Raw genomic sequence first — 13853 nt, forward strand, 5'->3', positions numbered from 1 at the left:
TCACTTCATTTTTATTGGTTCCTCTACGCGTATTCTGACTAACGCGGAGTGAATATCCAACAATGACAAATAGTAAAGTGGGTTGGTTGACTCCACCATCGTATGAACACTCTACCGGACGGCGATAACGGACCGCCGTCTCTTTCCCGTACATTCTCTCCCGAAGAGGTCAACATGGATTTGACCATGTGCGGCCTCCTACCTGACCGAGCAGAAGAGATCGCTCGGTTGTACCGTGAACACGGGAACTGGAACCAGGTCAAGGAAATCTGGTTTGAGGAACGACGTGCGAACCGCAGTACGAAGGGGAGTTCCCAGAAAATATACCGCGTTCTCTCATCACGATTCAAAAACGCACCTGCCACCCTCCCTAATCCAAGTGATCTTCCCGCCGTCTTGGATACCTGTTCGTCATCGCGAGACAAAGCTCAAGTGCTCTACCTCTATCTAGTCGCCGATGACGCGCTCGTTCGATATGCTGTTCACGAATATGCCCGACGCATTGCTGAGGACTTTCCCGAATCTCTTGACTTCTCTAATGAGACACTCACCTCCGTCTTGAACCAGTTCGAATACACTGACGAGACACCGTTCGACTATGCGGACTCAACGACAGAGAGATGGTGCGAAGGACTGCGGTCAGTTATGCGCGAAATCGGCGCCCTGGAGAATCAGCAAACGGTCGTCGGTAATCCACCATCACTAGGAGAGACGCCACTCCTCGTCGCAATGGGCTACTCGTATGAGGAAGGCGACGAAGAGTGGTTCGAATCACCAACTGGGCTCCAGTACCTATTCCAGCCGAGCGCCCGTTGGGAGGAACTCTACAATCGGGCAGCAGAGACGGAAGCGTGGGAGTTTGTCGATCTCCATGGAAGTCTCCAACTGCGGCCGGCCGACGAGCCGTACTCATCGATTACGAGTGGGGGAGCTGAATAATGGTCGACGCAACATGGTTTGAAGACTTACCGGAGGACTTCGAGGAATCGGTACGCATCGACCGCGAGGACCAATCTGCAGACGAGAAACGGCACCGGAAACAAGCCATTGAGTCATATCACGTTACGGCTGACTCCCAGCGCTTCCTCGAAGACTTCGTCAAACGACTGCTCGGCGAAGCAGAGGATATGCGTACAGGGTCGAACTACTGGCTCTACGGGTACTACGGGAGCGGAAAGAGCCACCTCCTCACAGTTCTGGATGGGCTGATGGATACTCAGTGGCTCCAGGACCGCTCCGACGAGGTTTGGAGTAACCTCGTCCCGGATGCGTCAGCGAGTGGGGACCTCGATACGCTCCGAACCCAGTGGGAATCCGTTCATTCCGAATATCACGTCATCCCTGTCTCAGTGAACCTGCTGAAGTATCAGGGTCAGAAGCAACGCAGCTTTAGTGAAATTGTTCTCCGGCACGCCCACCAGAATCCGATACTCACGGGCGTCAATAACGGGGTCTCGACTGGGTTGTCCTCCCAGCTTGACGTCGCATACTTCGAAGACTGGTATCAAACGACCGACGCCTGGCCAGAACGAGAGGATCGAGCTGCATCAGTCGTCGAGGGAGTGACACCGGATCAACCGCGATACGAGTGGGGAACTGACGGCCTCTGGACCGACGTCCAGGAGTACAGTGCGCTGTCCGATGTTGTGCTTCCGAAGCTGTTCGAGGGTGTCACGGGGACACGCGACGGCTACACCGATCTCCAACCCTCGGATATTGACCCAGAAGAGGTTGTCAGTCGACTGGAATCGCTGCGCCAGGAACGTGAAGCGGAGCTTGAGCAACCAGTCAAGCTCGTCCTCCTGCTCGACGAGGTGAGCCTCTTCATTGGGACCGACTTCGAGCGGCTCACCGAACTACAGACACTCGCGGAAAACGTCGACGACATCGGAGACGGCGACATTCAGCTTGTCGCGACGGCGCAGGCAAAAATCGAAGATGTCCAACCCAAGTTCGCGGCCCACGGGGCCGATTTCAGTATCGTCAAAGACCGGTTCCCGCACCGGTATCAGCTTCCGAGCAAGCACGTCGGAGACATCGCCAAACGCCGGCTGTTCCAGAAGTCAGAGACGGGCGAGGACGCGGTTCGGCGAGTCCTTGACGACGCCGACGTGAAACCGGCTGAGTCGCTCGTGTACAACGAAATCAAACAGAACACCAAGCCGGCACTCGATGCGATTGATGATGAGGAGCTCGTAGAGTTCTACCCCTTCCTGCCGTATCACGCGCCGCTGTTCCTCGAAATCCTGTTCAACCTCCGTCGAGAGGCAAACGACCCGGCGAAGTCCATCTTCTCGGGGACTGCCCGTGCCATTCTCGCGCTTATGCACGGGTTGCTGGACGACTGGGTCGACGAGGGCAAGGAAGACCATATCGTCTCGCTGGTCGACTTCTTCGAGTTGATTGAGCCTGAACTCCGTGAGATCTTACCGCAGGATATGCGGGTCGTCGAGGGCACCGACGAGACGACCGGCATCGCTGACGAGATAGGCAACGGCGAAAGTGAGCTTCAAGAGTTCGACCTCGACGTTGCGAAGGCCGTACTCCTGCTCCAGCACGTCCACGAAATCGTTCCCCTGAACGAGGGGAATATCGCGGTCGCCGTCATGGACGACCTGAACGGCCAATCGTGGGTTAGCACGACCAATCGGGTCGAGGAATCACTGGATCGACTGCAGAAGTTCATTCGGCCGACGCAAGACGAAAGTGGGCCTCGCTATCGGTTCGCGACACAGGAAGAACGCCTCATCTACGACGAGACCGAGGAGAATGAAGCCGACCCCGACTGGGACGACGTCGTCGACACCTTGGACGAACATCTCTGGAATCACATCACCCAGGACCTATCGCTACCAGAGTCAGTCCCATACGGAGAATCCAGTGACGAGTATCCCGTTTCGTATCACTTCGGACTCGACGGGACAGCATTCGAGAGCAGTATTGAAGCCGAAGGGGGGCTGGACATCGACGTCGATGTGCAGGGCGTCCGCCCAGATATAGAACCAGAGCAAACCGACGAGGACACGCTCTACTGGGAGATCGATACGGATGGCCTCCAAGATCTTCGCAAACGAATGATTGAGTGGTGGGCACTTCGCGACGCAATTGCGACGCGTGACGCCCCACCAGCCGTCGAGCGTGACCTCGAACAGCGTGCCAACGCCGTCCGAAGTAAGCTAACGAGCGCAATGATGAGTGGCTCCTATACGGTGAAAGATCGGACGGACATCGGTGGTCTCTCGAAGGCGATACAAGCCACTGTCGACGTCGCCTATCCCGACGACTTCCACCCGATGATGCTCCAGGTCGACGAAAGTCGGCTGCGAGAACTACGCGAACTCGACAGCGATGCACCGCTCCCGCCGTGGGCACGAACAATCCAAGTCCCCTCGTCGAGCCAGAATGGTGGGCAGGGTAAACAGACGATTCAACGAAACGTAATGTCCCTCACCGGCCGGCAGCTGAAAGGCCGCGACGAAGGACTCAATATGAACACCGTTCTCGACGGAATCGCCGAGGAGAAGCCATTCTACGACGAGGCCCGGCCTGCTCTCTGTGCGATCATCTGGGGATTCTGTCGGGAGGGGAGGCTACTGCCAATCGACGAAGACGGAAACACGCTGGAGGACGAAGCCGTCCTTGACCTCGATAGCCTCTCGACGACGAGGTTGAAACTCCTTCCACGCACAAACTTGAGTAAGCTGTTGGAAGAGGGTGGATTCAAAGAGACAACTGAAACGGTCGCGGATGGTCTCATCCACCTCCAAGAAGCCAACCAGCAGATTCGCTCGAAGCTGACCGGACTTCGCGAAGACGTCACGCTAGTCGTCGACACCGACGTGCGAACCGACGAAGTCGCTGGCTTACTCAATGCGTTTGCTGATGAGCTGGCGGAACGAATCAATACTACCGAAAATCGCATCTCAACCGTCAAGTCACAAGATGACGGCATCGAGGATGTCATCGACGAGACCAACGAGGCCCAAGAGTGGGTCGAAGAGGTAACCGACGTCTGGAACCGGCGTCTTTCGACACTACACCAGCTCGACGCGGTACTAACAATTCGAAACCGCCAGTTCGACTGGGTTGACGACGACGCTCAAGCATCTATCGAGTCCCGCTCATCTGCGGTCTCATCGTTCGATGGGGAGTGGTGGACGACCGATGGGTGGAGTACACTCTCCGGAGAATTAGTTCCCGACCTCGCACCCGAACTTGAGAGGTCGTGGAACGCGTTCGTTGACGAACGAGGCCTGCGTGAACTAGTCAGTCGTATTGAGGAGCATCCATGGATTCTTCCGGCTACTGATCTTCCCGCAGGCGTCCACGTCGCCTTCGAAGGCGAATACATCACTCCGATGCGCCACCTCCAGCAGTGGTACGAAACCATCGAGAGCGCGATCACAGTGTTGTCTACCGATGCTGATTCAGACGACATCGTCGAGATCACTGACGACGTGGCGCAGTTAGAGCCGCTCGCTGAAACCATCGAGTACAGCCCGAGTGAACTGGATGGCCGGCTCGATGAACTGTCGTCGATCGTTGGGGATCGATCGCCGGACGACGTCGATCAAATCGGTATCGTTCCTGACGATCGGCAGAAACTGAACCGGCGGTTGGAGCGTCTCGTGGAACAACAAGATCTTGATATCGAGGAGACTGACGAAGGGGTGATTATTCGATGAGCCAGACGAGTTCGTCGCCGTATCATGAATTCAAGGAGAAACTACGGACGTTCGCTCAGGGGCAACACGGGATTCGTAACCCGTTCGTCATCGCTGCTGTCGACCCAGCAGTCGAGCATCGGGTCGCAGATAGGCTCGCGACCTGGTCCGATGGACGAAAGGAAGCCCCAGAGATTCCTGACAACGTAACCGTCCAGCCGATCTGGCTTGACGAACTCCTGCCACGGACCGATGTGTACAAACTCCTCGTCGACCTGGGCGAACCCCTGGCTGAACTCGAGGGCGATACGTCGCCAGGTGAGCGTATCGAGGAGACGATGCAGGACCGGCTTGCTGAAGAACTCGTTCAGCAAATGATCGAACACGAGCTCAGCGAAACCCAGCTGGAGACCCAGAGCCATGTGGTGCTCTTGCTCAATCTCGGCAGTCTGTATCCGTTCACGCGTGCATCGGAACTGCTGGACGAGCTTGACCGTCGGAACGTAAAGTCCACCATCGGAATCCCATTCCCGGGGGACGTCGTCGGCGGGAAGCTGAGCTTCTTCGGCGGTGAGTCACGCCATTACTACCCCGCCCACCAGATTGACGGCCAGATACAGGGGGTGCATCTCCAATGACTATCGACGACCTCTTCCACAGCGATCCGACGCGACAGCTCGAAGAAGTACAGAAAGTCAACGCTCGCGAGCGAGCCGAGACCGACGTGAGAGAGTTCTACGAAACCGACAGTGCCGAGCAGGTCCTCGAAACGCTCGGCGAAGCTATCCAGACCCATCCAGGTGAGGCCGCGCGGTTCCTCTACATCCACGCAACGTTCGGTTCGGGGAAGACCCACCTTCTGAAGCTGGTCGGCCTCCTCGCCGACGACGAATCCGAGTTCGCCTATCTGGGTGATCGACTAGCCGAACAGTGGCCCGGGTTCGACGAACTCCAGCAGTCAATCACAGACTCTCACGTCGACCGCCTCAAGCCAGTTTTCCTCAACCTGCTTGACCGCGATGCGTCGAAAGAGCCGCCGCTGCCGTTCCTCATCTTCGAGGCGATTGGTCGGGATCTCGGATACCCGACCGACCCGAACTGGCTGCTCGAGTGGGCCTGGACGCTGGACATGGAGTACGATGGGGTCTGGGAAGCCCTCCGAACGTTCGAGCATGACGGGAAGACATTCGACGACGTACTCGCAGAACGGGCGTCCCTCCGCAGCTGGCTCTACGAGGCGTTGCCGGCGATGGAAGAGACATCCGGGACGGAACTCAACAGTCGTTCGGGCGTGAAAGCCTCCATCGAGACCGCAGAAGCGGATGTCGATCCAGAAGAATTCGATCCCGAGGACCTCGTCTCACGGGTCGAGACTGCAACAGCGGCTCTCAACGGCGGCAGCAAACGGACCGAATTGCTGCTCGGCTTAGACGAGGTGGCGCTCTTCGTCGGCGACAGTCGCCATCGCTATCGTGAGTTCGAGGACACAATGGAGGCACTACAGCGTGGGCCCAACCCGGTCGTGGTCACCACCGGACAGTACTCCCTCCCGGATACACGGGAGAGTCTCATCGGTGAGCCGCCCGAAGATCACTGGACGCATCAACAGGTACGGCTTGAAGGAGCGGACACTGAGATCATCGTCCGGAAGCGATGGCTCCAGAAGTCGGACCCCGAGGGACGCGAACGTGTCGAGTCACTGGTGGCGTCGATGCCCGATCTCTCACTCGACACGTATTCGTCGGTGACGAGCGCGGATCCGGACCCAGTCGAGTCCTATCCGTTCCGCGAGTACGACCTGTCGCTCCTGCGGGCGGTGATGCAGGAACTCATCACGCAGGGACGGTCGACCGATCGCGACTACATTCAGGGTCGAGCACTGCTCGTCCTCGTTCGGTCGCTGTTCACGAAGTTCGGGTGGGCGTCGAAGGAGGAGGGCTCGCTCGTCACGTGGGGCGTTCTGTTCGACCTGTTGGTCGAGGAGACCACGTACCTCCCGCTCTGGGTCCAGGAGATGATCGACAACACGCTCGTCCCGACGTTCGACGGTGACGAGGATGCGTGGGAAGTCCGCCTCGCGAAAGGACTCTACCTTCTGAACCAGACGCCCGCTGTCCCATCGACGCCAGAGAACCTCGGTCGGTTGATGGTCGACGACGTCACGGCGTCCGTCGACGATGTCGTCGAGCGAACCGAATCGGGACTGGAGACGCTCGTCGACAAGCAGAAGGCACTCACCGAGACGAACGACCAAGGCGACGAGGTCTACACGCTCGTCTCCGAGGAACAGGAGAGCATCCTCAGTCGGGCGCAGGATAAGGCCGCGAAGATATCGCCGCATCAGCTGTCGGCGTGGGTGGAAACGCGGCTGCGGGAGAACGACGCGTTCTTCAGGAGTGACGGCAGCCGCCACGAGGTCGATGTCGGCGACGAGCGCCTCGTCCCACTACGGTACGAGTACTCCATCCTCGAACCAGTTGACCGAGCCCCGTCACCCGAGTACGACGCGCTTCGCGTTCGTGTGCTGGCCGATGATCACGATACTGTCTCGGAGCAGACCGAGACGTGGCAGGACGTGAACAACGGTCGCGATGGTGGCGAACACATCCTGATCACCGTCGACGTTCCGGAGACGATGCTGGAGCGAATCCGAAACGTCATCGGGATGGGGCAGGTGTTGGACGAGGAGACCGAATCCCACGAGGAACTCGAACGCGAGCACCGTGCCGACAAACGCCGCCTCGAATCATCGGTGACGGAGATACTCGTAGACGCGTCGGTGTACACGGTACACGAACACCGTGGGGCGCGCTCGAGCGTGCTTGACAGCGTCGTCGAAGACCAGGTCAACGCTGTCTTCGGATCGTCTCGAAAGACGCTCTCGCGGCCGCTCGTTGAGGTCGACGACGCAAAGGCGATGGCGAAGTTCTTCCGCGGGAGCGGTGAGTGGCCCCTTTCGGACGCGGACGCCGCGATGCTTGGTGTCGACACCGCCAACGCGGAAGTCGCAGATACGGGCTGGTGTCGCGAGTTCATCGAGACGTACGAGGCACAGAAATCCGTCGACGTCGAGACACTCCTCCAGCAGACCCAGACTGCCAACGGGGACTACCGCGGGACGCCACAGGAGTCGATCGCGGCGCTGCTCATCACACTTGCAACCTCCAACGAGTCAGTCGCGCTCAAGCAGGACACCGAATACGTGTCTGATCCCGCCGCCATCGGCCGACAAGTGCGGACCAAAGGGGGACTAACCTCACTCCAGGTCCGCTTCGGCGTCGAGATTATCGACCCGAAGACGGTGCGAGAGCTCGTTACGACGGTTATCGGCGAACAGCCGTCGGGTGACGGACCAGACGAGTGGTTGGGCGAGCTCGGCCAATGGGTCAACGAGAACAGTGCGACTGTCAAGCGGACGCTGAAAGGCGCCAGCCGTGAGTTCGATGTGCCGCTCAGCGCCTTCGAGGCAACGGTCGACCCAGCCCTCGGCGGGGACGAGCTTTCGACGTCCGACCTCGGAAGTGAGGATGACCTCGAAACGATACTCGAGGAGGCGAAGACATTCGCGAACGCTCGTGAACTCTTTGGCGTCAGCGAAGACGGGTCGACACTCTGGGAACGCTTCAGCGACGAGCTGGACACGATGACCTCGCTCTATCCGAACGCGTCGATCACTGCCAGTATGCGAGCGACAGCGGAAGGCGATACTGTCCCCAGCGTTTCAACAGTCGAGTCACGGCTTGAGGACGCGAAGGGTCATCGAGTCAACGAAACGTCGGCTCAGTACCGGCGGATCACAGGTGAGACCGTCGCTGACTCTGACCCGGAAGCCATCTGTGCCGATCTGAGCGCGTGGCTACGGTCGAACGAGGACGACGTTCGAGAGATCGTCGATGGGGCTACTGATGAGTTCGACGACGTCGTACTTGGCAACCTGGAGGATGTCTTCGAAGCTGCATGGGCCGGCGAGGATCTGTCGGAAAGTGATGTCGTCGACTCCGCTGTCGCCCAACAGGCCGAGACGTACGAGCAGGTTCGCGACCTCCTCGACGACTCTGACGGTTCGGCTCTTTGGTCGCAGCTACGGGCAGCCGGCGAAGAGCTGCGTGAGGAGCACCCAGACTCACCGACGACAGAGTCCGTCGAGACTACGCTCGCCGCATCACGGCCACCCTCAGAGCGACGTGTGCGCCAGCTCATGGAGCGTGCTAAATCTCCTCAGGAACCAGAGACTGGGGGAGAAACGTGGCAGGAACTCCAACATGTTGCTGAACGACTAAGACAGGAAGTTCCCCACGCTAGCATCACAGACAGAGTTACTACTGCTGTTGAGTCAGAGGAACGTCCTACTGGGGAACAAGCAGATGAGCTACTATCCGAAGCTAAAACCGTGCTAAGACGCCTCAGCGGCATATCAAAGAGGATTGACACTCTTGAAGAAAACAGTATTGTCTTAATCGAAGAGAATTCTTGACGACCAAATTTTCGGTTCACAATTAGGTGCTGAATGCTGCTAAGTCTGCCTGAATACCTTTGTCCTCTTTGAATTGGTCTATCGCTTTTTCCATTGCTTCAACCTCAAGTAAGAATTCAACACTTCTCTGGTCATAGTCCTCTGCGATGTCATCATAGATTGATTTTGGGTTTTGTTTTCGAGATTTGAAGCGGTATGATGTACTCCCATCTCCGATTTGGTCGTTCGATGATTTCACTTCAGTTACTAGTTCGATATGCTCCCAAAGTCTGAGGACTCTATCTGCAAGTTGAGTTGCCTTGTGATTCGAGTCTGACCCATGCAATGTATCCCGAAAGTAGTCCTGGAGTTCTTGGCGCGAGAAGTGTGTATTTGGGATCTCGCTTTCGTTTCGATTACTAGCCATTTTGGTGACAGTATGTTCCAGTAATAGACTGTGATGAGTATCATAGAAGAAATCGGGCAAAACATGAGGTGAATCCATTACTTCCCTTCCTTCAACTAGTTCCTGGCCGAGATCGCCATCATGCCGTCGATCTGAACCAGAATTCCTTGGAAAGTCAGTAAAGACATCAATTTTTTCACCTTGGGTTCCGGCGATACGCCAGACGTAGAATTCCTCAGGATTTGTATTGGATTGTTCGTATTGCTCTATTGCAGTTGCAGTGTCGTTTGCTCTTGCTGGTTCAATCGCGATGGCTGTCTGAATTCGATCGTTCCGGAAGTCAAGACCGATGTCGTCAGAGAGAGTGCTATTATTGTCTCTAACGCCCTCTAACATCTCAACTGCATCCTCAATTCCTGTACTAGGCCGCTGCCTCAAAGGTAGTATGATTATTAGAATTATTGACCCGTCAGTTTGGTTTCCGATAAGAACATCCGCAGAATCAATATCAAGCGTTCGTAGAGGGAACAGTTTCTTGAACTCCCAGTTGGTAACCCGTTCGATGAGTCCGTTTCGGAGAAACGCCGCCATGAGGGTCGTACGAACCTTCTTTTTATGTTGAGCTTCGTCTCTCCGGTTCTCGTATCGTTCCTCTGCTGCCTCCACCGCATCCTCATCTTCGATTGAATTTTCAAACTCCTCTTCCTTTATGTTCCTATAGTTACCATTATCTACTTCAGACAGGTAGTATTCGAGAACTTCTAGCTCGGTCTCAGCAGAACTCATGATGAGGCGAGGGGATAGTTAATAGATTCAGGTTCGGCACGCTCATCAACAGTGGACTGGACAATCTCAAAGAACCGAAAGAATGTACTGATGTCTCGCTTTTCTTTGGGGAAAACTCGAATTGCGTTCTCATCGGCTCTTACATTAAAGAATAAATTATTCTCTTGGTCATATATCTTAGACGAGAAGTAAACTGATCCTCTCTCAGCATTAGTATCAATGAGAGCGTAATCATTGTCCTGAAGGCTTGTCTTGAGCGGCCCAAGGTCGTCGAATGCTAGGTCAAGTTCAATTCTAGCAGGTGTTGATTGTGAGACAACGTTGTCCTCTGCAATTTCGATGTCCTCAACGCGAGTGCTATCATACGCTTCCTTAATATCGAGACACTGAGTAATGCACTCATCAAGATACTCGAACATCAAGCTTAGAGAGCCGCTTTTCAGCTTAAACACCCCTTCTTTATCAATTCGGAAATTCAGTTCACCAGGGATGTCGATCTCGAGGATATGGGGGAGCACTCCATACTTTTCTTCAACTTCGCGTAACGTGCGCAAGCCATCGTCCCCGTAGTAGTTTATCGTCCGCTCTTCATCCGGTCTTTCTAATGCAGGGATTTCGGTTCCCTCAGTCCTCTTTGCGATAAACTCGGTGACTTTTGCTGATTCGTTCTGTTCAGCAATCTGTTCAGTTACCTCCTTCAAAATCCGGGGACTGATATACAGGTAGTGAACTCCTCTAATCGTCCGCAATAACGGTACTACAGCATCGTTTATTTCCTCTGTTTTTCGTTGATCGGTATAGAAAAAGAAAAGCTGCTCATCTTGATCAAAGTGAAGATAAGCTTCTGCCCGATGATCTTGGGAATATTGACGCCCGATCTTTTTGATCTCTCCATATTCTCGATCAGTCCTCCAGCCGCGCTCTTCGAGTTGCTCCTCAAATTCCGCTTGGGTGAGTTCCGTGACTCCTGAGATGATATAGAGATCGTCGTCGGATAGAGCGCTGTAATTTCTGGAGAGATAGCGATTAAACTCGGGACCGTCTTCGAACTCATCTGGTGGGACCTCGAAGACTTCCATTATGGGATAATCATGTAGTGCTCCCATAAGTTAATCGCCCGGGGCGAAACTGAACTCAAGCAATATTTCCCCATTTGTATAAGTGAATCGGATGATACGCACAAAAAGTGAGCGACTCTAATCAGGTGTGTGGGTACACGGAAGACGAGGCAAATCTTCCCGACGGCATTCCCCCTGTCGCCTGTGAGGAACCTACTTGGGAAGATCGAGACCGGTGTCTCTGGCATGCGGAGACTCCTCAGAAACCGGTTGATATGCTTGCAGACCGATGGGAAGACTCAGCTAATCGACTCGATGGAATATTTCTTAAAGGCCTTCGATTAGGTGATCGCATCGATTTCAGCAATAAAACGTTGTATGCGGGGGAATTCGCTGGGGCAGATTTAACTGAGGCTAATTTCCAAGGCGCACAGCTGGATTCTGCTTGCTTCAGAGAGGCCACCCTCAGATCAGCGAGCTTTGATGGTGACCAGACAAGTCTCAGAAAGGCTCAGTTTGAGGACTCGGAATGCGTTGATACACGGTTCCAACACGCTACACTTCATAATGCAAATTTTAAATCTGCAAACCTTAGTTCGGCTAAATTCCAACATGCAGATGCTGCCGATGCGGCCTTTGTGGATTCCAAGCTACACGATGCAAAACTGATTCGTGCGAACTTCCGCAGTGCGGAACTAGATACGGCTGAGTTGCACCAAAGTGATTGTGGAAAAGCAAAATTTGAGGGTGCTTCCTTGAAGGCCGCTGACCTTCGAGGTGGGTCTTTCACCGATGCTGATTTGTTTGACGTAGATTTGCGTGACGCAGAGGTTGACCACGAAACTGATTTTGGATCGCAGATTTGCAGAGAGTTTTCGGCTGACAGAGATGCAGAGTGGGAATGGATTGAGTCTTGGACAAACCTTCCGCCGGGTGAAATCTGTACAGAGCGTGGTCCAAGTGCTGACTCAGACTCACAGTATAGTGATACGTACCGGTCTAAGCGAGAGCATTATCAAGAACAACTTGGCTATCGTCATCGGATGGTCGGGGCATTAAGCCGTCTACTCAACAGGAATCCCCGCCAATCATCCAGACGACCCGAATTAAGTAAGCTCAAAGAGGCCGAGGGAATCTACCGCGACATTAAACAACTCTATAGAGAAAATCCCGTTCCAGAGCAGCGCAGGAATTTCAATATCCGGGAAAAGGAAGTGAAGAGAAAGATTTCGTACATTAACGGTGATTTCTCTTGGCTTCGATGGAGTGCTCTCCGTTGGAGTATGAAATATGGGGAGAGCGCTAAACAAGTCATATGGGCTTCTCTCGGAGTGATTTTGCTATGCAGTCTCTTGTATCCTATTTGGGGCCTTAAATTCAGCTCCCAAGAGACAGTACGATACAGTTTGGCCGGTGGTGTCTCAGTTAAGTCGATGCTCTCATTTCTGTTTTATAGCCTTCGTAGATTGATTAGCCCGACAAATGGCGCAGTCACCCCAGTCGGCCCAAGCGAATGGATCGCACTAGGAGAGACAGCTCTTGGTGCACTCCTAACTGCGATGTTGGTATTCGTATTGGGTCGAAGAGCCACATCTTAAGAATAGTCCCTCCCACTCGGCAACATTAAAGGCAGTAGTGTGATTCGAACATAGCATACAGATCACCTCCTATGGAAAGCGATTCTCTCTCCCAGCGGAAGGCCCAACTGGACAAGGAAGAGCGTGAACATCTCGAAGACGTCGTCACCGAGATGCGGGACCGCGTCGAGGACAACGTCGAGTTCCAACTTACGCAGAGAGGGCTTGATGACGAGCCCGAGGACATCGACTCGCTGGACGAGGATACCCAACAGCTCGTAGAGGCGATCGAACTCGAAGCTGTCGACGGTGAAACTTGGTCGGAAGCCTTCGATCAGTACGTGACTGGCGTGGGCTACACGATTGTCAATCGTCTGGCCGCGCTGCGCTGCATGGAAGTGCGAGGGTTCATAGACGAGGAGGTCACCGTCTTCAAAGATAACGGCCTGACACCCGCCGCCGAGACCCTCGTCCATGAGGAGTTCCTGCTGGAGGACGAAGCCATTCTAGAGGCGTATCACAACGCATGTGATGATCTCGCCGAAGAAATCGAGATACTGTTCGATCGCTCCTCGGCGTACAGCCTCATCGACCCCGACGACGACACCTTAGAGGAACTCTGCCGTATGCTCGACAGCGTCAACGACGAAGTGTGGCGCGCCGATGATGTGCTTGGGTGGGTCTATGAATACTACAACGTAAAATTACTCGACGATCTGCGTCGCAAGGGTGACCGCGAAGGGCTCGAACCCGAGGACGTCCCACCGGCGAACCAGTTCTACACCCCCCACTGGGTCGTCCGGATGCTCACTGACAATCGCTAGTTGTCCACTCTCTCGATAGCGGCGGCAGCAAGAGGCTGGTCTGACATGGTGAGAGCGCCGAAACGAGACGAAGGACACTTTTGGC

At 54.9% G+C, this 13853-nt stretch carries 7 protein-coding genes and 1 pseudogene; 6 read left to right on the top strand and 2 right to left on the bottom strand.

What is annotated here, in order from left to right; genetic code table 11:
* The first annotated feature begins 102 nt into the window (after positions 1-102).
* The 4 genes from EAO78_RS16650 to EAO78_RS16665 are packed head-to-tail and all read left to right on the top strand — an operon-like array spanning position 103 to position 9138.
* Positions 103-939, top strand: a complete 837-nt coding sequence (locus EAO78_RS16650) for a BrxA family protein (protein WP_122106902.1) — start codon at positions 103-105, stop codon at positions 937-939.
* A complete protein-coding gene (locus EAO78_RS16655) occupies positions 939-4685 on the top strand; it encodes a hypothetical protein (protein ID WP_122106903.1) in 3747 nt (1248 codons plus the stop codon). The genes EAO78_RS16650 and EAO78_RS16655 overlap by 1 nt, the downstream gene beginning before the upstream one ends.
* Positions 4682-5302 carry a BREX protein BrxB domain-containing protein gene (locus EAO78_RS16660; RefSeq protein WP_122106904.1) on the top strand — a complete coding sequence of 207 codons (621 nt, stop codon included), beginning with the start codon at positions 4682-4684 and terminating at the stop codon, positions 5300-5302. Before EAO78_RS16655 ends, EAO78_RS16660 begins: the two co-directional genes overlap by 4 nt.
* Positions 5299-9138 carry a hypothetical protein gene (locus EAO78_RS16665; protein ID WP_122106905.1) on the top strand — a complete coding sequence of 1280 codons (3840 nt, stop codon included), beginning with the start codon at positions 5299-5301 and terminating at the stop codon, positions 9136-9138. Before EAO78_RS16660 ends, EAO78_RS16665 begins: the two co-directional genes overlap by 4 nt.
* 22 nt (positions 9139-9160) lie before the next feature.
* On the opposite strand, the gene EAO78_RS17790 is transcribed toward EAO78_RS16665, so the two are convergent.
* Together EAO78_RS17790 and EAO78_RS16670 are read right to left on the bottom strand one after the other, a co-directional pair.
* The gene (locus EAO78_RS17790; protein WP_136516533.1) at positions 9161-10309 is read right to left on the bottom strand and encodes a hypothetical protein; all 1149 of its coding nucleotides are present in this window, start codon (positions 10307-10309) and stop codon (positions 9161-9163) included.
* Positions 10306-11388 (bottom strand): hypothetical protein, encoded by a 1083-nt coding sequence (locus EAO78_RS16670; protein ID WP_122106906.1) that lies wholly within the window; start codon positions 11386-11388, stop codon positions 10306-10308. The genes EAO78_RS17790 and EAO78_RS16670 overlap by 4 nt, the downstream gene beginning before the upstream one ends.
* A gap of 107 nt (positions 11389-11495) precedes the next feature.
* Between EAO78_RS16670 and EAO78_RS16675 the strand changes: the two genes are divergently transcribed.
* Together EAO78_RS16675 and EAO78_RS16680 are read left to right on the top strand one after the other, a co-directional pair.
* Entirely contained in the window at positions 11496-12965 is a 1470-nt protein-coding gene (locus EAO78_RS16675; RefSeq protein WP_136516534.1) for a pentapeptide repeat-containing protein, read from the top strand.
* A 71-nt stretch (positions 12966-13036) separates the two neighbouring features.
* Positions 13037-13762, top strand: a pseudogene (locus EAO78_RS16680) (BREX-5 system adenine-specific DNA-methyltransferase PglX); the annotation flags it as partial.
* Positions 13763-13853 lie beyond the last annotated feature (91 nt).

The sequence above is a fragment of the Halobellus captivus genome, from assembly GCF_003697845.1.
Taxonomy (GTDB): Archaea; Halobacteriota; Halobacteria; order Halobacteriales; family Haloferacaceae; genus Halorubrum; species Halorubrum glutamatedens.

Coding starts and splice junctions, on each gene's coding strand:
- EAO78_RS16665 (WP_122106905.1), top strand. CDS start 5,299: ATGACTATCGACGACCTCTTCCACAGCGATCCGACGCGACAGCTCGAA.
- EAO78_RS17790 (WP_136516533.1), bottom strand. CDS start 10,309: ATGAGTTCTGCTGAGACCGAGCTAGAAGTTCTCGAATACTACCTGTCT.
- EAO78_RS16670 (WP_122106906.1), bottom strand. CDS start 11,388: ATGGAAGTCTTCGAGGTCCCACCAGATGAGTTCGAAGACGGTCCCGAG.
- EAO78_RS16655 (WP_122106903.1), top strand. CDS start 939: ATGGTCGACGCAACATGGTTTGAAGACTTACCGGAGGACTTCGAGGAA.
- EAO78_RS16650 (WP_122106902.1), top strand. CDS start 103: ATGAACACTCTACCGGACGGCGATAACGGACCGCCGTCTCTTTCCCGT.
- EAO78_RS16660 (WP_122106904.1), top strand. CDS start 4,682: ATGAGCCAGACGAGTTCGTCGCCGTATCATGAATTCAAGGAGAAACTA.